Consider the following 21,878-nt stretch of genomic DNA (forward strand, 5'->3'; position numbering starts at 1 on the left):
TTCAGAACCGCGTCGCCGGGTGTTCACGACCCTGCCATCACCCGGATGTTACCCGCCAGTAGCACCCCTGCAAACGCCAGCAAGCACCCCGCTAGCGTGACAGTTCTCACCCGGCATCACCACCAACTGAGACCTAAGCCATTCGGGGGACTAGGCTCCGGCCGCATGTACCGTCGAGTAGCTGTCGTGACGGACTCCACGGCCTGTCTCCCCGCCGAGCTGGCCGACCGGCTCGGCGTCGAGGTGGTCCAGATCCAGGTGCGGATCGGCGACCACACCGACGACGAGTCCCGCGTCCCGGTGCCCGACCTCGTCTCGGCCATGCGCGCGAACGTGCCCGTGACGACGATCCCGCCCGACCCCGGCGCGTTCTACTGGACGTACTCCGACCTGGCGGCGCAAGGCGTTCGCTCGATCGTGTCCATCCACATCTCCGGCCGGCAGTCGCAGACCGTGGAGGCCGCCCGCACGGCCGCCGAGAAGGTCCGGATCCCCGTGCACGTCGTCGACACCCACACGTGCGGCATGAGCATCGGCTACGCCGTGCAGGCCGCCGCGAAGGTGGCGGAGGCGGGCGGCAACGCCGACCGCGTGCTCGCGACCGCCCAGGACCGCTTCGACAGGTCGACCGAGCTGATCTACGTGGACACGCTGGAGTACCTGCGCCGCGGCGGGCGCATCGGTGCCGCGACGGCCCTCGTGGGTGGCGTGCTGTCGATGAAGCCGCTCCTGACCATGACCGACGGCCAGATCACCCCGCTGGACAGGGTGATGGGCGCCGACCGCGCGCTCAACCGGATGCTGGAGATCGCGATCAAGCGCGCGGGCACCGGTGCCGTCGACGTCGCCGTCGAGCACTTCGACGCCGAGGAGAAGGCGAACCGCCTGCTGCGCAAGCTCAGGCGCGGCCTGCCGAACGTCCGCCAGTTCATGCTCACGCCGGTGAGCTCGGCCATCGGCGCGCACGTCGGACCGGGCGCGCTGGGCATCACCGTTTCGCCGGTCTGACCGCCGGGAACTCCGGAGGCGGTTGCGTCCGTTGAAAAGGACGTAACGGACACCTGGAGGACCGATGGCCTCGTTCATGGACAAGATCACCAGGTTCCTGCGCAGCCCGCAGGGCCAGAAGCTGCAGACGAAGGCACGGCAGATGGCCCAGGACCCGCGCAGGCGCGCCCAGGCCGAACAGCTGCTCCGCAAGTTCCGCAAGCGCTGACCGCCCCGTCAGCCTCGGCCCGTGAGCCGGGGCTGACCGGCACCGCGTCAGTTGGTGTCCGCCTTGCGGCGCACCTCGTCGAACGTACGCAGGTAGCGGCGGCGGAAGTCCTCGCGTTCCACGCTGGTCGTCTGCTCCGCGGGCTGCGGTTCGGCGGGCGACGGCAACTCGGGGACGTCCGCCGCTTCCGAGCCGTGCGCTTCGGGCTCCTGCTCCTGTGCCGCAACCGGTTCCGGCTCCGCGTCGCTCACCGGTTCCGCTTCGCCGTCCTCGTCCCCCACCGGCGTCACCGCCGGCTCCGCGAGCGCCGCCAGCGCGGGCTCCAGCCGGGGCAGCCCCACCACCGGGTTGCGGTGGATCGGGCGCGTGTCGTAGTCGTCGTCCACCGGCTCCACGACCACCGGCCGCTCCACCCACGTGCGCTCCACCGGAGCGTCCGCCTCGGGCACGGCGTCCTCACGGCGCCGCACCAGCACGTACATCATCGCTGCCCCGAGGGTGAAGGACAGCACGCACAGCCCGAACACGATCCCGACTGCCCCTGCCATTGCCCAGGCTCCTAGCTGACGTCTAGCTGATCAGGACGTCGATCTGAGGTCCGAAGTCCGTTGGCGGGCCCCAGACGGGGTCCACGACGACGCGGGTCGTGATCTCGCCCCGCACGCCCTGCTCGGTCAGGTACTGCCGCAGCAGCCCCGCCCTCTCGCCCGCGAGGGCGTCGCAGCGGTGCGACACCGTCTCGCCGTCCCACGCGTGCGCCACCAGCGTCACCGAGCCGGTGGTGGTGCGCAGCAAACCCGCCAGCGCGTGCCGCACGGCCTCGCCCCTGCCGACCAGCGTCGCGGTGCCCGGCGCGAACGTGACGCCCTTGACGTGGTGCGACGAGAACAGGTCGTGCACCGCCTGCTGCGCCAGGTGTGCCGGCAGCACGGGGACCGCCACGGGTTGCACGTGCGGCCGTCCGGCGCCGTCGCGCACCGGCATCAGACTTTCGACCACCGCCGACTCGGTGGACGCCGACAACGCTGTTTGCAGTTCCTGGCCGTACAACGAGAAGCCGAACGCCGTCAGTGCGGCGGGCACCACCAGTGCGCCGATGGCCAACGGCACCCACAGCTTCACGAGGCCGCCACCTGTTCCGCGGGCACCTGCTCCGCGGTGATCTGCTCGGTGCCGATCCTCTCGGTGCTGATCTTCTCGGTGGCGATCTGCTCGGTGCCGACCTGTTCGGCGGTGACCTGTTCCGGGACGTGCACCGGGGTGACGCGGTCCGCGGCGGCCGTCAACGCCGCCCTGGCCGCATCGAGTTGCGTGTGGACGGTGCGGTGCAGCTCGTGCAGCTCGCCCGTCCGTTCGGCCACCTCGGCCAGCCGGCGGCTCGCCTCGCGGCAGGCCACCTTCACCACGAACTCCGCGCGGGCCTTCGCCAGCTCCTCCTGCTCCCGCAGGTGTAGCGCGGCCTCCCGGCGGCGCCGGGTCATGGTCAGCTCGAAGAACTGCTGGGTCTTGGCGCACTTGCGTTCGGAGGCGGCCTCCAGCGAGTCGCACCGCAGCGCGGCCTCGCTCAGCAACCGGTCGGCGTCGGCCTGGGCCCGCGCGACCGCCGCCGCGCACTCGCGCTCGACCTCGTCGGCGCGTTCGCGTTGCCGCGCCTCCAGCTCGGCGTGGCGGCGCTCCACCTCGACCTCCTGACGCTCCATCGCCGCGGCACGCGACGCGCACTCCCGGCGGGCCGCTTCGAGCTCGGCGGCGGCCTCCGCCCGCAGCGCGGCCACGTCCCGTTCGGCCTCGGCGCGCAGCTCCGCGACCTCGACCTCGGCGCGGGCGCGGAGATCGGCGCACTCCCGTTCGGTCTGCTGGCGCATCTCCGCGGTCTCGTCCTCGGCGAGCCGCAGCATGCGGTGCATCCGCTCGGTGGCGCTCGCGTGCGAGCCCGACGTCGTCTCCAGCCGCTCGATCCTGGTGCGCGCCTCCTCCAGGTCGCCGCGCGTCATCTCCAGGATCTTGCGCAGGTCGGCCGCCTGCGCGAGCGCCTCCGCCCGGTCGAGGCTCGTGAAGCGCAGCTGCTCCTCGAGATTCTCGATGTGCTCGATGACCTGACGCCGGTGAAAACCCCGGTACACGACGTCGAATCCGGTGTGCAGCGGAACCAGTTCTTGCTCTTTTGCACCCATGGTCACCTACTCGTTCAACCAGGCAGAAGATTGTGCGGAGCTTACCCACGACCAGCGCCGATGAGCAGCGTCGACAATGGGCGAAACGGTTCGCGAGGCCGCGTCCGGAAACCACTCCTTGCAGCGGAAACAACATGCCCGTAGATCAAACTCAAACAACGGTCAGTCACCCGATGGTGTCAAGTTCGGCGACTTTCCGACGAACTCACTCCGTGCGTTCGTTGTGCACGGAAAGCGACGACTCAGCCATAGGTCACGCTTATTGCCTTCGATCGTTGGTGGCTAGTCTCATCACGCTTCGTTAACCTTGTCGTTCGTGCCCTCACGAGTAGCCGTCGTCACCGACTCGACCGCTTCGCTCCCCGCGCGCCTGGCCGAGAGGTTCGGCATCATCACGGTCCCGATGCAGCTCAAGATCGGGCCGGATCTCCTGGACGACGGCACGGTGCGCACGGACCGGCTGGTCGCCGCGATGCAGGAGCAGGTCCCGGTCGAGCCGCAGCCCCCCGCCCCCGACGCGTTCTTCTGGGCCTACCAGGACGCATGGGCCAGGGGCGCGGAGACGATCGTGTCCCTGCACGTGACGGAGCGGCTCTCCCCCGCGGCGGAGGCGGCGAAGCAGGCCGCCGCCAGGTCGCGCGTGCCGGTGTTCGTCGTCGACACGCAGTCCGCCGGCATGACGCTCGGGTTCGCCGCGGTCGCCGCGGCGCGGATCGCGCAGTCCGGCGGCACCGCCGAGAACGCGCGCAGCATCGCCGAGGAGCGCAGCCGCGCGTCGACCGTGCTCATCTACGTCGACACGCTGCACTACCTGCGCAAGGCGGGCCGGGTCAGCGCGACGGCGAAGCTGCTCGGCGACACCCTGTCGGTCAAGCCCCTGCTCACCGTCTCGCAGGGGGTCATCACGCCGGTCGACAAGGCGTTCGGCAAGGACAGGGCGCTGGCGAAGCTCGTCGACCGGGCCGTGGCGCTCGCCTACGGGCGCGACGTCGACCTCGCGGTGGAGCACTTCGCCGCCGAGCAGGACGGCCACCAGCTCCTCGAGATGCTGCGCAAGCGGATCCCGCACGCCCGCGACGTCGTCCTGACGCAGGTCAGCGCGGCGTTGGGAGCGAACATCGGCCCGGGGGCCCTCACCGTGACGGTCTCGCCGTACTGACCTGCACTACTGACAAGTAACCTGGCGGGCGTGACCCTCCCCCTGACCGGCGAACGCACGGTGCCCGGCATCGCGGAAGAGAATTATTGGTTCAGGCGCCACGAGGCCGCATATCTACACCTCATCGGCCACTGTGCGGACGCCGTCGTGCTGGAGGCCGGGTGCGGCGAGGGCTACGGCGCCCAGCTGATCCGCACGGTCGCGCGGCGGGTGATCGCGCTCGACTACGACGAGCTGACGTCACAGCACGTGGCGAGCACCTACCCGCAACTGGACGTGCTGCGCGGGAACCTCGCGATGCTGCCGTTGCGCGACGAGAGCGTGGACGTGGTGGCGAACCTGCAGGTCATCGAGCACCTGTGGGACCAGGAGGGGTTCCTCGCGGAGTGCCGGCGCGTGCTGCGTCCCGGCGGGACGCTCATCGTGACGACGCCGAACAGGCTCACGTTCTCGCCGGGTCAGGACACGCCGCTCAACCCGTTCCACACCAGGGAGCTCGCACCGTCCGAACTGGACGAGATGCTGCGCGAGGCTGGTTTCCGCGTTGACGAACTGACGGGGCTGCGGCACGGCCGAAGGCTTGACACGCTCCTGAACGGACAGATCATCGACGCACAGGTCGAGGTCGCCCTGTCCGGCGCGCCGTGGCCGGCCGAGCTGAAGGAGGCGGTGGAGTCGGTGACGGTGCAGGACTTCGACATCACGCCCGACGACATGGACACGTCCCTGGACCTGGTGGCCGTGGCGGTGCGCACATGACCGGCCGCACCACCACCGAGGGCACGTTCTGCCTGGTCCTGCACAGCCACCTGCCCTGGCTCGCGCACCACGGCACGTGGCCGGTCGGCGAGGAGTGGCTCTACCAGGCGTGGGCGCACTCGTACCTGCCCGTCGTGGACATGCTGCGCCGCTTCGCCGACGAGGGCCGCACCGACGTGCTGACGCTCGGCGTCACGCCGGTGCTGGCCGCCCAGCTCGACGACCCGTACAGCCTGCGCGGCGCGCACGACTGGCTCGGCAACTGGCACCTGCGCTCCCACTACGCGGCACGGCGGCTGCCCGAGCTGGCCTCCTACGAGCACCGCGCGTCGTCGTGGGCGCTGGAGCAGTTCGAGACGCACTGGCGGCACGGGTTCTCGCCGATCCTGCGGTCCCTTGTGGACTCCTCGACGATCGAGCTGCTCGGCGGACCGGCGACGCATCCGTTCCAGCCGCTGCTGGACCCGCGGGTGCGGTCGTTCGCGCTGCGGACCGGTCTGGACGACACCGCGCTGCGGATCGGCCGTGCGCCGGAAGGCATCTGGGCACCCGAGTGCGGCTACTCGCCCGGCATGGAGGAGGGCTACGCGGCGGCGGGCGTGCGGCGGTTCATGGTGGACGGCCCCGCCCTGCACGGCGACACCTCGGCGGCGCGTCCCGTGGGATCGTCGGACGTGCTCGCGTTCGGCCGCGACCTCGAAGTCTCGTACCGGGTGTGGTCGCCGAAGGTCGGCTACCCCGGCGACGCGGCCTACCGGGATTTTCACACCTTCGACCACCCGACGGGCCTCAAGCCGTCGCGCGTGACGGGCAAGGGCGTCGCACCGGAGGACAAGCGCCCATACGAACCGCAGCTCGCACGTGAAGCGATCTCCCGGCACGTGGAGGACTTCGTCGAGACGGTCGTGCGGCGGTTGCGCGCGATCGACGGTGGTCTCGTCGTGGCCGCCTACGACACCGAGCTGTACGGACACTGGTGGCACGAAGGTCCGATGTGGCTGGAACAGGTGCTGCGCGCGCTGCCGGAAGCCGGTGTGCGCGTCACGACCCTGCGCGGCGCCGTCGAAGCCGGTCACGTGGGCACGCCGGTCGAGCTGCCCGCGTCGTCGTGGGGCAGCGGCAAGGACTGGCGGGTCTGGGACGGGGCGCAGGTGGCGGACATCGTGTCGCTGAACGCGTCGGTGCAGCAGGAGCTGCTGGGCCTCGACTTCTCGTCGGACGTGCGGGACCCGGTGCTCGACCAGGCGGTGCGCGAGGCGATGCTGGCGCTGTCGAGCGACTGGGCGTTCATGGTCACCAAGGACTCGGCGGCCGACTACGCCCGGTACCGCGCGAAGATTCACAGCGACCGCTTCAGCGAGCTCGCCGCTTTGGCGCGCGGCGGTCGAGGACGTGCGAGAGCGGCGGAACTCCGCGCGGCAGACGGCCCGTTCGGCCACCTGGACGCGCGAGGAATGAGGTAACGGGATGCGCGTGCTGATGTTGTCGTGGGAGTACCCGCCGGTGGTGGTCGGCGGGCTGGGCAGGCACGTCCACGCGCTCGCGACACAGCTGGCCGCGCAGGGGCACGACGTCGTGGTGCTGTGCCGGCAGCCCTCCGGCACCGACGCGGTCACGCACCCGACCACCGACGTGGTCAGCGAAGGCGTGCGCCTGGTCCGCGTGGCCGAGGACCCCGCGCACTTCGTGTTCGAGAAGGACCTCCTGGCGTGGACCCTCGCGATGGGCCACGCGATGACCCGCGCCGGACTGGCGCTCGGCTCGTGGCGCCCCGACGTCGTGCACGCCCACGACTGGCTCGTCGCCCACCCGGCCGTCGCCCTCGCCGAGGCGTTCGGCGTGCCGCTGGTGGCGACCGTCCACGCCACCGAGGCAGGCCGCCACTCCGGCTGGCTGTCCCACCCGCTCAACCAGCAGGTCCACTCCGTCGAGTGGTGGCTCGCGAACCGCGCCGACTCCCTGATCACCTGCTCGTCCGCGATGCGCGGCGAGGTGGCGCACCTGTTCGACGTGGACACCGCCGACGTCTCCGTGCTGCACAACGGCATCGAGCCGGGCGGCTGGAAAGTGCGCCCCGCCGACGTCGCCAAGGCCCGCCGCACCTACTCCCCGCACGGCGACCCGCTGCTGCTGTTCTTCGGCAGGATCGAGTGGGAGAAGGGCATCCAGGACCTGATCGCCGCCCTCCCCCGCATCCGCCGCACCCACCGCGGCACCCGCGTGGTCGTGGCGGGCGGCGGCTCGCAGACCGAATGGCTTCGCGACCAAGCCCGCAAGCACCGCGTCCTGCGCGCAGTGGAGTTCGTCGGCCACCTCTCCGACCGAACGCTCGCAGCACTCCTGACCGCGGCGAACGCCGTCGTCCTCCCGTCCCGCTACGAACCGTTCGGCATCGTCGCCCTGGAAGCAGCCGCGGCCGGAACCCCGCTGGTCGCCTCGACCGCGGGAGGACTCGGCGAGGTGGTCCTGGACGGCGAGACGGGCCTGTCGTTCGCCCCCGGCGACGTGGACGGCCTGACCAGAGCCGTCCGCGACGTCCTCTCCGACCCCACGTCAGCCGCCACCCGCGCCCACGCCGCCAAGGCCCGCCTGGCGTCCGACTTCAACTGGTCGACGATCGCCGAGGACACCGCCACCGTCTACGCGGCAGCCCGAGTACGCCCCCCACGCGTGCTGGGCCGCCCGAAGATCGCCACCGGCAACCTCTTCACCTGACACTCCGCTTTCCGGACACCCGGCGTTCGGACGCCTCACGCCGAGGCGTCGGACGCTTCCTCGGTCCGCCGGGCCAAAGCCTCCTTGGCCTTGCGGGCCATGTCCGCGATATCGGCCCGCCGCTGGGCGTCCGCCTCGTAGTCGGCCCGCCGGTCCCGCACCACCCTGGCCGGCATGCCGACCGCGATCTTGAAGTCCGGCACGTCCCCCCGGACAACGGCGTGCGCCCCCAGCACACACCCCCGCCCGACCCGAGTCCCGCGCAACACCGTCACCTTCGTCCCGAGCCAGCAGTCCGGCCCGATCCGCACCGGCGACTTCACGATCCCCTGGTCCTTGATCGGCAGGGTGATGTCCTCGGTCTTGTGGTCGAAGTCGCAGATGTAGACCCAGTCCGCCACCAGACTCGACGCGCCGATCTCGACGTCGAGGTAGCAGTTGACCGTGTTGTCCTTCCCGAACACGACCTTGTCGCCGATCCGCAACGACCCCTCGTGACACCGGATGGCGTTGCCGTCCCCGATGTGCACCCACCGCCCGATCTCCAGCCGCCCGTACCCCGGCCGGGCCATCACGTCGACCCGCTTGCCGAAGAACACCATGCCGCGCAGCACCACGTGCGGGTTGAGCAGCCGGAACTTCAGCAGCCGCCAGTACCGCACCAGGTACCAGGGGGTGTAGGCGCGGTGGCGCAGGACCCAGCGCAACGACGCCATCGTGAGAAAACGCGCCTGCATCGGGTCCCGGCGCGACCTGCGCCAGCGAGTCCAGACAGGTGCGCCCCACATCGAAGTCATGTGAGAACTCTAGCTTTCGACCTGCGGCGGGATCGACCAGCCCTCGGTCTGACCTGCTAGTTTGCCACTTGTCGCGTCCGGTCCGATCCGGTCCGTTCTGAACCTCAGACGGCCTGGAGACGGCCTCGAAGTTGATCATAGTGCTCCCTCGTGCCCGCTCACTCGTGCGGACCGAGGGGCCGTACTGGCATGGCACGGACGGCTCGACGAAGGTCGGGCGAGGCTGGCGGCGGCACGGAACGACGGCGTCAGGTGAACTGGCTCGGCGGTCGCCTGCTTGGTGACCTGGGTCCGGCGGTTCATAGAACGGACAGCCTCCGCCTCAAGCTCGTACAGGCCCCAGAGGGCGAACTGTCCGGCGGGAGCGTGGTGGCGGCGTCTTCATCGTCGGCGCTCCTGCAGTCGAGTTACTGGCCTTGGTGAGGCGGTGGCTACTCGCCCCCGCTCCCTCGGCCCTGGCCGCAGTCAGCACCGTGTCGGCGGCGGCACGGGTGGGTCTTGGCCCATCGCGTAGCGACGCCGTAGGCGCTCTTGATACCGGCGGCATGGCGTTAACGATCTGGCCCCGTGGGAGGAGTCAGCGTCTGTATGCTGCGCGTTCACGACTGATGCCGCGGTGAGGCGGCCCCGGCTTCTTGGGATGCGCGGTCGGCGGCGGCGCGCCTTGATCCTATAAAGCCTATTCGACAGCTACACAAAAGGACAACTTCGCGTTTCGCGCTGGTACTTGACATCGCCGACTACAGCTTCGATCGTCTCGTCATCGCAGCACCAGATGAAGGATCAGTCCACACTCGTGATCCAACGGTCGAACGCAGTCTTAGCTAACCATCCTCCAGGTCCCACAGCCACGGGTAGTGAATGCGCCATCAGACGGCGAAACCACGACTTCTAGCTCCCTCGCAGCTGTCACAAACTGGTTATCGATTATAGACCCATCGCGAGCAGTTCGTTCCCAGTAGCAGTTTTCAATGATCCCGGAAACGCGATACCGACCCGGCTTAATGTCCTCCGGAACAAAGAATGATCCGCCAGAATATCCACGCTTAACCGCTCCATTGACGGCATCTTCAAGCAGCGGAACGTGCTGCGGACAGAAGATCGGAACACCTGACTCAAAGATTGGTTTTTCATTTTTCCATTCGATTTCCATTCTTTCACCATGACTGAGCCCTGAGACCTCCTCTGGGCCGTCGAATTCCTTGCAGATATGCTTCACATAACTCGCCGGGCCACTGTACTCGCCCCCCGAACTGCGAAAGTCGCCGGGAGTCGCCCAGCCTTCCTTAATAGCGCGTGCGTCAAACTCTTGCTCTGGCGTAGAAGGCTGCACCGTAGTTGTCGTGGTGACCATTGCAGCAACCGTGGTCGTCGCCGCAGGCGACGAAGGTGCCTGCACGTCCATAGCGGCAGGCGATGAAGAACACGCCACCAGAAGACCACCCGCACACACCAACACCCCAAAAGCCTGCCGCTTCATCTGCACTCCTTAGTTTCCAAGCAGATCGCATCCACGATGTCGCTTGTTACAGGAGTCCGCAGTACGACGCTCAACACAACCGAAGTTCAGCTAATCAAGCAAGGAGGAGGTCGACTGCACAAGCGAGAGAAGTTGATCCGAAATTCCCGGAGCGACCGCAACAGTATCCGGAGAGTTGATGTTGTGCGTCGCACCAGTGCTATCCATCACCAAGGCCCCCGACTCACGCGCAATCAAAATTCCCGCCGCGAGATCCAAGGTATTGTTCGAAAGAACGATCGCAGCGTCTACACGCCCCTCAGCCAGCCAGACCAGATCATGCGCAGCGGATCCGAACATGCGGACACGCTCGACCTGCGCCGCAAGTTTCGCAGTAAGCTTGATTCGCTCACGATTCTTCTTCGAAGCGTCCTTACCAATCGCATAGTCCCCCATAGCCACGATCGATTTTGACAACTCAGTTGTCTCGCTCACCGACATCTTTTTACCATTGACGAAAGCGCCGTTTCCGACGACCGCAGAGTAGTGTAGATCAAAGTACGGCAAGGAAACCGCCGCGACTAGGGCGCGACCGCCACGCATCAGAACCAAAGAAATTCCACATAGCGGTATTCCATGGACGAAGTTCGCGGTGCCGTCTATGGGATCGAGACCCCATATACAAGCGCCTTCAGCCCCCGAACCGCTACGGCCTTCTTCTTCGCCAACGAAATCGATATCCGGCGTAGCCTCGGCAAGGTACTTACGAATCTCGTGTTCGATTCTCACGTCCACGTCGGTGAAAGTGTCGCGGTCGGCCTTCTCTGTGACCGTTTCCGGGCGGCCTGTCCTGATCAGCTCATGACCGATGCGGACAGCCTTCCTGGCTACATCCGCCAGGTGGTCGAGCTGGTACATCAAGCAACCTCCCGCGCGCGGTCCCACATGGACTCGAAGACCTGAGCGAACGTCGTGTAGAGACCAGGCATGGTCTCGTCCTTCTCGATGACCAGCGTGGGTGACTCGACGCCCCGCGCGTCCGGCAGGTACGGCTGCACCACGCACTTGACCTGGTCAATGATCGTGATGTTGTAGCGGATCGGCTCGTCGTAGACATGGATGCCGAGTGATCCCTGAGCGTTCGGCGACACCTTCGAGCCCACCCGGCGAAGAGCCTCGATGTTCAACCGCGTGAGAGTGCTGAGGTGTCCCTCCGGCAACCCTTCCTCGCGCTCGCGGGCAGCGCTGTAAGTCCCGTTCGGGTCGAGGAACAGCGCCCGAATGACCGTGCCAGCCTCGATCGCGTCCAACAGGATCTTGTCCGAGTACTGCTGACACAACATGTTGAGCGACAGGCCGGCCATGTCGATCTGCTTCGCGCCGTCGAACAAAGTCCGCGGAGTGACGTTGTGCAGGAACTCGGTCCGCGTCGCATAGACGGCCGTAACGTCAGCGAGTCCCGCCTGCTGCGGCAACTGCACTGGACGCGGGGCGGGAGCGTTGCTGGCCGAACGCTGCGGCGGAGTCACGAGGCTTTCGCCGTCGCCCTCATGGGGCGCCAGGAGCTGCTGCGCGGTCCAGCCCGGAAACATCCTCTCCAGGACACGGCAGTGGTCCGCATACGGCAGGCCCAACAGGTCGCCGGACATCCATCGGTAGAACTGCGCCTTGCTCGGCCACCGACCCACAAGATCGCCATCGAGCTGCTTCGCGACGCGGTCGTATTCCTTGCGGAATGTCATGTAACCCTGCATGTGTCGCTGCCGTAGCAGCACTCTCAACAGCGTCGATTCGGTCGCCATGACCTCTTCCAGTGGTGCGAGTTCACCTCAACGTAGCACCTCATGAGACCAAGACGAGACTATCTGAGTGCTCGGCGCGTCAGACGAGATCGGGACGGAACGCGGATGGGACGAATCGGTGCCGAATCTAGTTGGGCAGGTTCAAGAAGTGGCACCGAGCCGCAACTGAGCAGCCCTACCGAAGGAGAACCGCATGGGTATCCCCGCTGGCCATCAGTCCCCGATCACGTTCGACGAGTTGTTCCCGTCGGGGTTCTTCGTGCTGAGCGTGGAGCGGGCGACGGAGTACTCGGAGGGCAAGCAGCCCCGTCCGGCCGGGGACAAGCTGACCGGCCTTCCCGTCTGGACGGTCCAGGGCACGGACCCGTCCGCGAAGGGCAAGAACACCGGGCAGGTCGTCAAGATCGCGTCGGAGTACCAGCCGGTTCCGCCGGAGGTGCTGCCCGGCACGCCGTTCCGTCCGGCGGTGTTCCGTGGCCTCAAGGTCGCGCCATACGTGCGGGACGGCTGGGTGAGCTACACGGTGTGGGCGGACGAGATGGTGGCTCCGCCGAACGCGAACCGTGGCGCGAAGCCGCAGGGCAACGCCGCGCCTGACGCCTCCAAGGCGGCGTAAGCCGTGGCCGATCTTCAGGCGTTGGGTGAGCAGTGGCAGAAGGCTTATCAGCGGTTCACAGCTGCCGATGAGGCGAACCGCTACGCGAGTGCGGACGATCCGGACGCGGCTGCCCGGATCGCTCCCGCCTATCGAGAGGTGGCGTGGTGCTGGCGGCGGTTGGCCGGTCACGCGGAGACGCCCTGGTGGGCCAAGGCGGCTGCGCTGCACGCCGCTGAGATGTTCGACCACCAGGCGGAGACACGGGAACGGCTGTTGTCCCGGAACAGTGACGCCTACGGCGAGACCGGAGCAGGGAGGTTGACGTGACCGTGGCCGGGCGTCGTGAAGCTACGTGGGCTCAGGCCCAGAAGATCGCCTCCTTGTCGGAGGCGCATGAGGTGCTGCCTCGGCTGATACCGCGCAAGGGTGCCGAACTGGCGGAGGTCAAGCGGTTCCACGAGAGGAGCGCGGAAATTTACCGGCGGGTGGCCGAGATCGATCGGGGTCACCACCACGAAGCGCTGTACTGGGCCGACCGCGAGGCGCGGAGAGCGCGGGAACTGGACGGTTCTACGATAGAAACCCTTGGCCTGTAACAAGTTCAGAGCTGTTGCCCCGCCGCGTGACCTGTTTCCAGACCATGCGAGGGTGGGCTTGCCTTGCGATAGGCGGCCTGCTTGAGGGGTCACAGCGTCATCCGATGACTGCGTACCGACAATCGTCGGCTGGAGGTTGACCCCCACCTTGTCGATCGTCGAGGAAGCTACCGCGAACGCAGCAAACGAAGTCCGAGCTCAGTCTGAGGTGACGATCATGCCCGCTGAGCAGTTCAACGAGTTCATTGCCACGCTCGACGTGGCGGACGTGGCGTCCAACCTGATCAAACTCGGAACCGGCTGTCGGAGGTATGCGCGCGACTGATGGTCTGTGCAGCTGCGGTACCGCGACCTGATCTTAAGAGGCAAGTTAGCGCGCGCCGCCAGCCGTTCAGGGGCAACGACACGGCTCACGCAAGTTCGTAGGTGAACCGCCCACCGTCCAAGTCAAGTCGTTCGTCCCACGCGACCACGTCGTCGAGGAGTTTCAGGACTCGGTCAAGGGACGGCCCGATCGCCGTCCGCGACGCTTCGGCGTGCAGCCAGACGAGGTGAACGGGCCTCGGGACGTCGGTCGTGAGCCGGTCCCACAAGGCGTCGAGGTTGTGCCCGTAGAAGGGGCCGAAATCGAGCAGACGAGCAAGCTCCCGGTGCACATCCGCTTCGCTGCGCAGATGCGATCCATCCAGTTCGACGACGGCCATGCAGGCGATGATGCAACACGCCGTTCCGTCAGTCGCGCCAGTTTCGCTCTGCCAACGACCTGCACATCGCCTGCCAAGGGCGCTGGCCAGGGCGGGCTCTGCCCATCGCGAAGCGACGCCGAAGGCGCCCTTGATCAGCCCGGCGCCGGCCTGAGCACAGCATCGGAAGGGCGCCACCACGCCCGGTCGAACTTGCCTGAAACACGAACTTGCCTCGCCTAGGCAAGTCGGCGAATGAGGCAAACTTGCCCCAAACAGCAACTTGCCTCGTCGGGCAAGTTCAGACCTGAGGCAAGTTTTGCTGTACTTTACTCCAAACGGAGTAGCAGCGGGGTGGGCGCCATGAACATCTCGTCGTCCGAGTTGCTCCGCCAGGCACTCGACTCCCTGCGAGAACTTCTGGGGCCAGGCTGGCAGGTACAGGAGTTCCCGGAAGCCGAAGACGGCACTGCCGGGGACGCCGTGGCCGACAGCCGCGTCCAACTGACTCCGCCCGATCAGCAACGGTTCGCGGAGCTCCTCGTGATCGCGCAGACGACGGTCACCCCGCAGTACGCCGATACCCAACTCCGGCAGATCGGGACCATCCTGCGTCAGGCCCGTGCGGCTCAGAGCCTGCTGGTGATCTCTCCGTGGATCAACGCGCAGGCTCAACAGGTCCTGCACAAGCACGGCATCAGCTACCTGGACCTGACCGGGAACGTCTCGATCTCCATCGAACACCCGTCAGTCCGGATCGAGACCCGCGGAGCCGCGAAGTCCCCGAGGGCACCATCGGAGTCGCGCACCGTCACCCTGTCGGGGGTCCGGGCCGGTCGGGTCATCCGTTTCCTGGCCGACCACCGCCCTCCGTACCGGGCCAGCCAGATCGCCTCGGCGACGAACGTGAGCCTCCCGTGGGTGTCACGGCTGCTCGGACAGCTCGAGGACCAGTTGCTCATCCGGCGACGGAAACGAACCATCGTCGACGTCAAGTGGCCCGAGATCCTGCGTGCACGGGCGAACACCTACGACCTGCTCCGACACAACTCGTACGTGAGCGCGATCGCGCTGAACGGCGAAACAGCCGTCCTGGACGATCTCGCGCAGCAACTCCAGAACGACGACGCCTTGGGAAAGATCACCGTGACCGGCCACTACGCGGCGAGGCTGGTCGCGCCTTACGCAACGGGCGGTCAGTTGATGCTCTACGTGGAAGCGGGACCGCACAGTCCCGATGCGTGGGCGAACCGACTCGGCCTGATGCGTGCCGACGGTGGCAACGTCCTCCTTCTCCGCGCTCACGACGACGTGGTCTTCGACAGAACCCGGACCGTCGGCGGGGTGCCGCACGTGGCGCTGAGCCAACTCGTCCTGGACAGCCTGGCCGGGCCGGGACGACTTCCGGCCGAGGGCGAGAAGGTGCTGGACCACATGGTCGAACACCAGCACGAATGGCGACTTCCCGGACCGTCCGATCGCGACTGACCAGCTTCCGCCTCATCCCGCGTGTTCCCGATAGAAAGCTCCACCAGATGTCCAAGTCACCGGACGGTGTTCTTCCGTCCGACCTGACCGTGGTCGCCCGCTCCGTCCTCCTCGACGGCCTGGCCGCTCTCACGGATCACCTCCCGTCCATCACGCGCGGCACACACCTCGGACGGCGACCTCGGGCTGGACCCACGAAGCCTTGACGAAGCACCTTTGATCGAGGAGAAGCTCAAGGCAGCGGGTTTCGAGCTCCTGAGAGCGCACCAGCCAGGTCTCTGGGCGCGAAACGAACTCGTCGGAGACAAACTCGTCCCCGTCGAGCTGGACCTCTTGGTCGGCGAGCAACTGGCAGGCACAGGAAGGCGCAGCGCGGACATCAAGCCTCACGACAAGATGACGGCTCGCCGGGTCACCGGTCTGGAGGTCGCGGTGGTCGACCGCTCACCGATGACGATCACCGCACTGGACGGCAGCGGACGCTCGATGGAGGTGAACGTCGCGGGGCCGGCCGCGTTGCTGGTCGCCAAGGTGCACAAGATCCACGACCGTCTGCTCAGTCCGGACAGGCTGACCAACAAGGACGCCGGCGACGTGTTCCGTCTCATGGCGGGAGTTCCGCAGCAAGAGGTCTTGGACGCCTTCCACGTCCTCGTTCGAGACCCCCTGGTCGGCGAGGTGACGAGGCGAGGCGTCGAACTGCTCCACGAACAGTTCGGCGGGGCAGCCACACCGGGCGTGCAGCTCGCGATCGAGGCGCTCGCCGGTGACATCCCCGCAGACCGAATCCGTCTGGCCGCTCCTGCGTACGTCAAGGCTGTGCGAGACATCGGCTGACCACGCGATCGGCGCGGCGCAAGCCGCAGCCACCGCAGGTGGCCAGCTGTCAGCCGCCCCGAACGCCCCGTTGTGCGGGAAGTCTCCGAGGCGGATGCCGAGTCCCGAGCCCAGGTGTGAGGCAGGCTGACGGGCATGGCGACTCCTCTCATCATCGACACCGACCCCGGCGTCGACGACGCGTTCGCGATCGCGCTGGCCGCGAGCAGTCCCGAGGTCGAGCTCAAGGGCCTGACCACGGTGTTCGGCAACGTCGGCCTGGACCTCACCACCGCCAACGCCCTGCGGCTGCTCGCCCACCTCGGTCGCACCGACGTGCCGGTGGTCAAGGGCAGCCCCGGCGAGGGCGGCGCCGCGGACGTGCACGGCCAGGACGGGCTCGGTGGGCAGGCGTTGTCGCTGCCCGAGAACCCCCAGCCCGTGCACGGTGACGACCCGGTCCAGTTCTTCGCGGACACGATCACGCCGGACACGGTCGTCGCCGCCATCGGGCCGCTCACCAACATCGCCAGGGCGGTCGAGGCCGGGATCGAGTTCCCGCGGCTGATCGTCATGGGTGGTGGGCTCGGGGTGGGGAACACGACGCTGCGGGCCGAGTTCAACTTCTGGGCCGACCCGAAGGCCGCGCAGACGGTCATCCGCAAGGCCAACCCGATCGTGGTACCGCTCAACCTCACCCAGAAGTGCATCGCGGACACCGAGTTCCTCGCCAACGTCGACCCGGTGCTCAGCAACCTCACGGGCACCTATCGCGCCTACCTCGCCGCGCACAAGGACCAGAACCAGTCGCGCCACGAGGAGGGCATCCTCGTCCACGACGCCGTCGCGGTGGCGGAGGCGATCGTGCCGGGGACGTTGCGGTTGAGGACGCACGGGCTCGACGTTGACGACGAGGGTGCGTTGGTCGAAGGAAAGCACCAGGTAGAGGTGGCGGAGGAGACCGATTGGCCCGCGCTGAGGTCCTTCATGGAGCAGCGCTTGTCCGGTTGACGACAGAATCCGCTTCACGGTCTGGGGTTGGGCGGGCACGGAAAGTAAGGTCCGCGACCATGCAGCGAAGAGTCCTCACGACGGCTGCGGTGGCGGTGGCCATGACGTTCGGAGTGGTCCCTGCCTCCGCTCAGCCCCAGACCCAGGTGGTGCCGGACCCGGCGGCACACGTCAACCCGTTCATCGGCACCACCAACCTCGGGAACACCTTTCCCGGCGCGGTCGTGCCCTTCGGCATGTTCTCCTTCAGCCCCGAGGCGAGCCGGGGCAACACCCTGCGCGCCGCCGCCCCCGGCGGGTACCGGTACGACGCCACGAAGATCCGCGGCTTCAGCCTCACCCACATGTCCGGGACGGGCTGCGCGGGCGGCAGCGGTGACATCCCGATCTTCCCGCACGTCGGGACGGTCACCACGTCGCCGACCACGGACGCGACCGACGCCGTCTACGCGAGCGAGTTCTCGCACGCGGACGAGGTCGCGAAGCCCGGCCGTTACGACGTCACGTTGAAGTCGGGGGCCAAGGCCGAGCTGTCCGCCACCGAGCGCACGGGGCTCGCCCGGTTCAGCTTCCCCGCCGGCAAGCCCGCGACGGTGCTGGTCAACACGTCCAAGTCGCAGGTCGGGTCGAGTGACGCGCAGACCGTGGTCGACAAGGACAAGCGGACGATCACCGGCAGTGTCACGAGCGGCAACTTCTGCGGCTACATCAACCAGGCCGGCCGCCGCAGCTACTACACGCTGCACTTCGTGGCGGAGTTCGACCAGCCGTTCACCGAGGTCGGCACGTATCAGGACAACGTTGTCACGCCCGGCGGCACGACGTCGGAGGGCGGCACGACGTACGGCACGAACGGCTGGCCGGTGCTGGGCAAGGGTTCCGGCGCGTACCTGGGCTTCGAGCCCGGCTCGCAGGTGAACGTCAAGGTCGGCATCTCCTACGTCAGCCTCGCCAACGCCAAGGCGAACCTGAAGGCGGAGAACAAGGGCCAGTCCATCGAGGACATGCGGGACAACGCCTACATCGCGTGGCAGAAGCAGCTCAGGCGCATCGAGGTCGGCGGCGGCTCCGATGACGAGCGGACCAAGTTCTACACCGCGCTGTACCACTCGTTGTTGCACCCCAACCTGTTCAGCGACGTCAACGGCGAGTACGCCGGGTTCGACGGCAAGGTCCGCAAGATCGACAAGAGCCGCCAGAAAGCCCAGTACGGCACGTTCTCCGGCTGGGACGTCTACCGCTCGCAGCTGCAGCTGCTGACCCTGCTGGAGCCGCAGGTCGGGTCGGACATCGCGCAGTCGCTGCTCAACCAGGCCAACCAGAACAACGGCGTCTGGGACCGCTGGACGCACAACAACGGCGGCACGCACGTCATGAACGGCGACCCGGCTCCGATCGCGCTCGCGGCGATCTCGGCGTTCGGCGGCGACAAGTACGACATCAGGGCGTCGCTGAAGTCGTTGGTGAAGGCCGCGACCGTGCCGACGGCGCTGGACCTGAGCAAGGAAGGCTGGGCCGTCATGTCGGTCGGGCAGCGGCCGTCGCTCGACAAGTACTTGGAGCACAAGTACATGCCGTCCGTGACGAACGCGTGGGGTGGCGCGGCGGAGACCCTGGAGATCTCCGCGGCGGACTTCGCGATCAGCCAGCTCGCCGAACGCACCGGTGACCGCAAGATCGCGAAGACGTTCGCCGAACGCGCGCAGTGGTGGCAGAACAACTTCGACCCGGTGGCGGACAAGACCGGCGGCTACATCCGCAACCGCGACGCCGACGGCACGTGGGTCGAGAACTTCACGCCCGACACCGGCAACGGGTTCGTCGAGGGCGGCAGCGCCCAGTACACGTGGATGGTCACGCACAACGTCGCCGGGCTCGTCGAGTCGCTCGGTGGCCGCGAGCGCGCCAACAAGCGGCTCGACGACTTCTTCCACGACGAGGACGGCAACTGGGTCCTCACCGGGAAGGGCAACGGGAAGTCCGAACTGGACAACGAGCCGTCGGTGAACGTGCCGTGGCTCTACAACTACACGGGCCAGCCGGCCAAGACGCAGGAGACGCTGCGCGAGACCGTCACCACGCTGTGGAAGAACGCTCCCGGCGGCATCCCCGGCAACGACGACCTAGGCGCGATGTCGTCGTGGTTCGTCTTCACCGCGATGGGCATCTACCCGCAGGTGCCGTCCCGCGCCGAGCTCGTGCTGAGCAGCCCGCTGTTCACCTCGGTCAAGATCAACCGCGGTGGCGGCAAGGACATCACCATCAACGCTCCGCAGGCCAACGCGGCCACGAAGTACGTGCAGTCGTTGAAGGTCAACGGCCGTGCGTCCACGAAGACCTGGCTGCCGGAGTCGTTCGTGGAGCGCGGCGGCAAGCTGGACTTCGTGCTGGGCAAGGCACCGTCGAGCTGGGGCACGGGCGCGAACGACGCCCCGCCGTCGTTCCGCGACGGTGAGCAGCCGATCCGGCACGACCAGCCGTACCACCTGTCCGTCGAGCCGCGTCAGCTCGTGGTCGAGCCGGGCGGGTCCGCCACGGCGAAGGTCAACGCGGTCAAGCTGTACGAGGGCGACCCGAAGGCCACCTACACGGTCACGGGCCCGGACTCGCTGGAGTTCACGCCGAAGACCGGCACCGTGCCCGGTGAGTTCACGGTCTCGGCGAAGGACGGCACCCCGCAGGACTTCTACGACATCACCGTCACGGTCACCGTCGAGGGCGCGCGGCAGCCGGTCGTGCTGCCGGAGACGGTGAAGGTCGCGCCGGCGGGCAGCATGTTCGCGGCCGTCAACAACGTCGGTGCGTCCGCGGACGAGACCGGCGAGGGCGACTTCGACGGCGGCGGCTACAGCTACTCGCGCGAGGCGCTCGCCGCGGCCGGTCTCCCGCCGGGCGGCACCGGCACCGTCGACGGCTTGACGTTCACCTGGCCGTCGTCGCCTCCCGGCCGCCCGGACAACGTGACCGCGGGGAAGCAGACGCTCACCCTGTCCGGCACGCGCGTGGCGTTCGTCGGCGCGGCGGCGAACGGCGGGCGGTCGAAGGCGGCCACCGTGACGTTCACGGACGGCACGACGGCGTCGGTGGACATCGGTTTCAGCGACTGGACGCTGGGCGGCGGATCGGCGGAACCGAGCTACGGCAACGTGATCGTCGCCGACACTCCATACCGGAACCAGCCAGGTGGCGGCAACGAGAAGGTCGCCACGCACATCTTCGCGACGAAGACGTACGTGGCACCGGCGGGCAAGACGCTCGCCTCCGTCGTGCTGCCGGACGACGAAAACATGCACATCTTCGCGCTGGCACTCGAATAACCCGGTCCTGACGAGGGTGGTTTCGGTGACCGGAACCACCCTCGTCGGATTTCGGGCAACAGACCATACGATGGGGACGGTGTTCTCGGTTTCCGAACGCGACCAAGTGCGCCGCGACCTCGTCAACGCCGCCGAGATCGACCACCGCGTGGTCGGTGCCGCGGTGACGGGTTCGGCTGCCGTGGGCAAGGAAGACCGTTGGTCGGACATCGACTTCGCGCTCTCCGTCGACAGCGAGATGGACGCTGTGGTCACCGACTGGACCGCGTTGATGTACGCATGCGACGCAGTGGGTCACGTGGACCTTCGACGCGGTTCGGTGCTGTTCCGCGTCTTCCTGATGCGGTCTTCGTTGCAGGTGGACATCGCGTTCTGGCCGTCCTCGGAGTTCGGCGCGACCGGGCCGACGTTCCAGCTGCTCTTCGGCGAGGCCAACGACCTGCCGCAGATCGGCCCGCCCGACCGCACGGAGCTCATCGGACTCGCTTGGCTGTACGGGTTGCACGTGCGGTCGTCCCTGGCGCGCGGGCGGGTGTGGCAGGCGTTGCAGATGCTCAACGGGATGCGCGAGCACGTGATGTCGTTGCGCTGCTTGACCGAGTGCGTGCTCGCGGTGCAGGGACGCGGACTGGACGACCTGCGCGACCCGGCCGCGTTCGCCGGGACGATCGCGAGGTCTGCCCATCCGGACGAGCTCGGCCGGGCGTTCCACGAGCTGACCGGGCTCTTGCTGGTCGAGATCACCGACGCCGGGGTGGCTCAGGCCGTCCGGGCGTTGTCGCCTGAGGCATCCGCGCCGCGCTGACCGGCGCTTGCTCGCGAGATCATCAGCTCGGCACGTTCCGGAGTCTTCTCCCGGAGCAGCAGCCCCGCTGTGATCAGCACCAGCACCGCCGCCGAACCGTGCACCGCCAACGCGTGACCGACCGTCCCGCCATGTGTCATCACGGCGACGGCGTCCCCGATGGGGATCACCGAGTCCGCCAGGACCACCCAGCCCAGCGCCCGCCGGTGCCCCATGACCAGCAGGATCAGGGCGGTCAGGCCGTACGCGATGTCGCGGACGCCCTTCACCACGTAGTAGCCGTCCGGGTCGACGATGCCGAACCCCGGCGCCGCCCACTCCCCGGCCAGCAGGTAGCTCAGGCCGAAGTAGAAGCCCGCCGCCACGACGAGCCACGACAGGATCGTGGTGATCCGCATGTCACCCTCCAGAATTTCTAGCAGTGCTAGCGACGAGAGCGACGCTAACAGAACGAGTGCTCGGAAGTCTAGCGGTGCTAGATTC

The 21,878-nt window shown here is 67.6% G+C and carries 24 protein-coding genes; 15 read left to right on the forward strand and 9 right to left on the reverse strand.

What is annotated here, in order from left to right; all coding sequences use genetic code 11:
• Nucleotides 1-165: 165 nt before the first annotated feature.
• Together BLT23_RS19155 and BLT23_RS40805 are read left to right on the forward strand one after the other, a co-directional pair.
• The gene (locus tag BLT23_RS19155; RefSeq protein ID WP_090051129.1) at nt 166-1,008 is read left to right on the forward strand and encodes a DegV family protein; all 843 of its coding nucleotides are present in this window, start codon (nt 166-168) and stop codon (nt 1,006-1,008) included.
• Nucleotides 1,009-1,072: 64 nt separating this feature from the next.
• Nucleotides 1,073-1,216, forward strand: coding sequence for a hypothetical protein (locus BLT23_RS40805; protein ID WP_176946814.1), 144 nt, complete (start codon nt 1,073-1,075; stop codon nt 1,214-1,216).
• Between the two features lie 47 nt (nt 1,217-1,263).
• Here BLT23_RS40805 and BLT23_RS19160 read toward each other — a convergent pair whose 3' ends face one another.
• The 3 genes from BLT23_RS19160 to BLT23_RS19170 are packed head-to-tail and all read right to left on the reverse strand — an operon-like array spanning nt 1,264 to nt 3,390.
• Entirely contained in the window at nt 1,264-1,764 is a 501-nt protein-coding gene (locus BLT23_RS19160; RefSeq protein WP_143035974.1) for a hypothetical protein, read from the reverse strand.
• 22 nt (nt 1,765-1,786) lie between these two features.
• Complete coding sequence (locus BLT23_RS19165; RefSeq protein ID WP_090051131.1) at nt 1,787-2,338, reverse strand: hypothetical protein; 552 nt, start codon at nt 2,336-2,338, stop codon at nt 1,787-1,789.
• Nucleotides 2,335-3,390 (reverse strand): coiled-coil domain-containing protein, encoded by a 1,056-nt coding sequence (locus BLT23_RS19170; RefSeq protein ID WP_090051132.1) that lies wholly within the window; start codon nt 3,388-3,390, stop codon nt 2,335-2,337. The genes BLT23_RS19165 and BLT23_RS19170 overlap by 4 nt, the downstream gene beginning before the upstream one ends.
• A 316-nt stretch (nt 3,391-3,706) precedes the next feature.
• Between BLT23_RS19170 and BLT23_RS19175 the strand changes: the two genes are divergently transcribed.
• Genes BLT23_RS19175 through BLT23_RS19190 form a run of 4 tightly spaced genes read left to right on the forward strand, consistent with a single transcriptional unit; the run spans nt 3,707 to nt 8,023 of the window.
• The gene (locus tag BLT23_RS19175; RefSeq protein ID WP_090051223.1) at nt 3,707-4,549 is read left to right on the forward strand and encodes a DegV family protein; all 843 of its coding nucleotides are present in this window, start codon (nt 3,707-3,709) and stop codon (nt 4,547-4,549) included.
• Nucleotides 4,550-4,579: 30 nt separating this feature from the next.
• Nucleotides 4,580-5,308, forward strand: coding sequence for a class I SAM-dependent methyltransferase (locus tag BLT23_RS19180; protein WP_245744033.1), 729 nt, complete (start codon nt 4,580-4,582; stop codon nt 5,306-5,308).
• Nucleotides 5,305-6,771, forward strand: a complete 1,467-nt coding sequence (locus BLT23_RS19185) for a 1,4-alpha-glucan branching protein domain-containing protein (protein ID WP_090051133.1) — start codon at nt 5,305-5,307, stop codon at nt 6,769-6,771. Before BLT23_RS19180 ends, BLT23_RS19185 begins: the two co-directional genes overlap by 4 nt.
• 4 nt (nt 6,772-6,775) lie before the next feature.
• On the forward strand, nt 6,776-8,023 hold the full coding sequence (locus BLT23_RS19190) for a glycosyltransferase family 4 protein (RefSeq protein ID WP_090051134.1): 1,248 nt from the start codon (nt 6,776-6,778) through the stop codon (nt 8,021-8,023).
• A 35-nt stretch (nt 8,024-8,058) separates the two neighbouring features.
• On the opposite strand, the gene BLT23_RS19195 is transcribed toward BLT23_RS19190, so the two are convergent.
• The 4 genes from BLT23_RS19195 to BLT23_RS19205 all read right to left on the reverse strand — a co-directional run bounded on the left by BLT23_RS19195 (nt 8,059) and on the right by BLT23_RS19205 (nt 12,081).
• Entirely contained in the window at nt 8,059-8,820 is a 762-nt protein-coding gene (locus BLT23_RS19195) for an acyltransferase (protein ID WP_090051135.1), read from the reverse strand.
• 820 nt (nt 8,821-9,640) lie between these two features.
• Nucleotides 9,641-10,300, reverse strand: a complete 660-nt coding sequence (locus BLT23_RS40055; RefSeq protein WP_143035975.1) for an Rv1352/Rv1906c domain-containing protein — start codon at nt 10,298-10,300, stop codon at nt 9,641-9,643.
• Between the two features lie 90 nt (nt 10,301-10,390).
• Nucleotides 10,391-11,197, reverse strand: a complete 807-nt coding sequence (locus tag BLT23_RS19200) for an inositol monophosphatase family protein (protein ID WP_090051136.1) — start codon at nt 11,195-11,197, stop codon at nt 10,391-10,393.
• A complete protein-coding gene (locus tag BLT23_RS19205) occupies nt 11,197-12,081 on the reverse strand; it encodes a DUF5919 domain-containing protein (RefSeq protein WP_090051137.1) in 885 nt (294 codons plus the stop codon). Before BLT23_RS19205 ends, BLT23_RS19200 begins: the two co-directional genes overlap by 1 nt.
• Nucleotides 12,082-12,274: 193 nt before the next feature.
• On the opposite strand from BLT23_RS19205, the gene BLT23_RS19210 reads away from it, so the two are divergent.
• The 4 genes from BLT23_RS19210 (at nt 12,275) to BLT23_RS40810 (ending at nt 13,600) form a co-directional block, all read left to right on the forward strand.
• Nucleotides 12,275-12,697, forward strand: a complete 423-nt coding sequence (locus tag BLT23_RS19210; RefSeq protein ID WP_090051138.1) for a hypothetical protein — start codon at nt 12,275-12,277, stop codon at nt 12,695-12,697.
• Between the two features lie 3 nt (nt 12,698-12,700).
• Complete coding sequence (locus BLT23_RS19215; RefSeq protein ID WP_090051139.1) at nt 12,701-13,006, forward strand: hypothetical protein; 306 nt, start codon at nt 12,701-12,703, stop codon at nt 13,004-13,006.
• Nucleotides 13,003-13,275 (forward strand): AMED_5909 family protein, encoded by a 273-nt coding sequence (locus BLT23_RS40060; RefSeq protein WP_143035976.1) that lies wholly within the window; start codon nt 13,003-13,005, stop codon nt 13,273-13,275. Before BLT23_RS19215 ends, BLT23_RS40060 begins: the two co-directional genes overlap by 4 nt.
• A gap of 148 nt (nt 13,276-13,423) precedes the next feature.
• On the forward strand, nt 13,424-13,600 hold the full coding sequence (locus BLT23_RS40810) for a hypothetical protein (protein ID WP_176946815.1): 177 nt from the start codon (nt 13,424-13,426) through the stop codon (nt 13,598-13,600).
• 85 nt (nt 13,601-13,685) lie between these two features.
• Here BLT23_RS40810 and BLT23_RS19225 read toward each other — a convergent pair whose 3' ends face one another.
• Entirely contained in the window at nt 13,686-13,979 is a 294-nt protein-coding gene (locus BLT23_RS19225) for a barstar family protein (RefSeq protein WP_090051140.1), read from the reverse strand.
• A 342-nt stretch (nt 13,980-14,321) separates the two neighbouring features.
• Here BLT23_RS19225 and BLT23_RS19230 point away from each other — a divergent pair, with 342 nt between their 5' ends.
• The 5 genes from BLT23_RS19230 (at nt 14,322) to BLT23_RS19250 (ending at nt 21,395) form a co-directional block, all read left to right on the forward strand.
• Nucleotides 14,322-15,446: a helix-turn-helix domain-containing protein gene (locus BLT23_RS19230; RefSeq protein ID WP_143035978.1), complete on the forward strand. Its 1,125-nt coding sequence runs from the start codon at nt 14,322-14,324 to the stop codon at nt 15,444-15,446.
• A gap of 216 nt (nt 15,447-15,662) precedes the next feature.
• A complete protein-coding gene (locus BLT23_RS19235) occupies nt 15,663-16,283 on the forward strand; it encodes a hypothetical protein (RefSeq protein WP_218133794.1) in 621 nt (206 codons plus the stop codon).
• Nucleotides 16,284-16,418: 135 nt separating this feature from the next.
• Nucleotides 16,419-17,273 carry a nucleoside hydrolase gene (locus BLT23_RS19240; RefSeq protein ID WP_090051141.1) on the forward strand — a complete coding sequence of 285 codons (855 nt, stop codon included), beginning with the start codon at nt 16,419-16,421 and terminating at the stop codon, nt 17,271-17,273.
• Between the two features lie 59 nt (nt 17,274-17,332).
• Nucleotides 17,333-20,590 carry a GH92 family glycosyl hydrolase gene (locus tag BLT23_RS19245; protein WP_090051142.1) on the forward strand — a complete coding sequence of 1,086 codons (3,258 nt, stop codon included), beginning with the start codon at nt 17,333-17,335 and terminating at the stop codon, nt 20,588-20,590.
• 79 nt (nt 20,591-20,669) lie between these two features.
• A complete protein-coding gene (locus tag BLT23_RS19250) occupies nt 20,670-21,395 on the forward strand; it encodes a hypothetical protein (protein ID WP_090051143.1) in 726 nt (241 codons plus the stop codon).
• On the opposite strand, the gene BLT23_RS19255 is transcribed toward BLT23_RS19250, so the two are convergent.
• Nucleotides 21,350-21,793 (reverse strand): DUF4267 domain-containing protein, encoded by a 444-nt coding sequence (locus tag BLT23_RS19255; protein WP_090051144.1) that lies wholly within the window; start codon nt 21,791-21,793, stop codon nt 21,350-21,352. The two genes, BLT23_RS19250 and BLT23_RS19255, sit on opposite strands and share 46 nt — an antisense overlap.
• Nucleotides 21,794-21,878: the final 85 nt, after the last annotated feature.

This window comes from Lentzea fradiae (assembly GCF_900100955.1).
GTDB classification, from domain to species: domain Bacteria; phylum Actinomycetota; class Actinomycetes; order Mycobacteriales; family Pseudonocardiaceae; genus Lentzea; species Lentzea fradiae.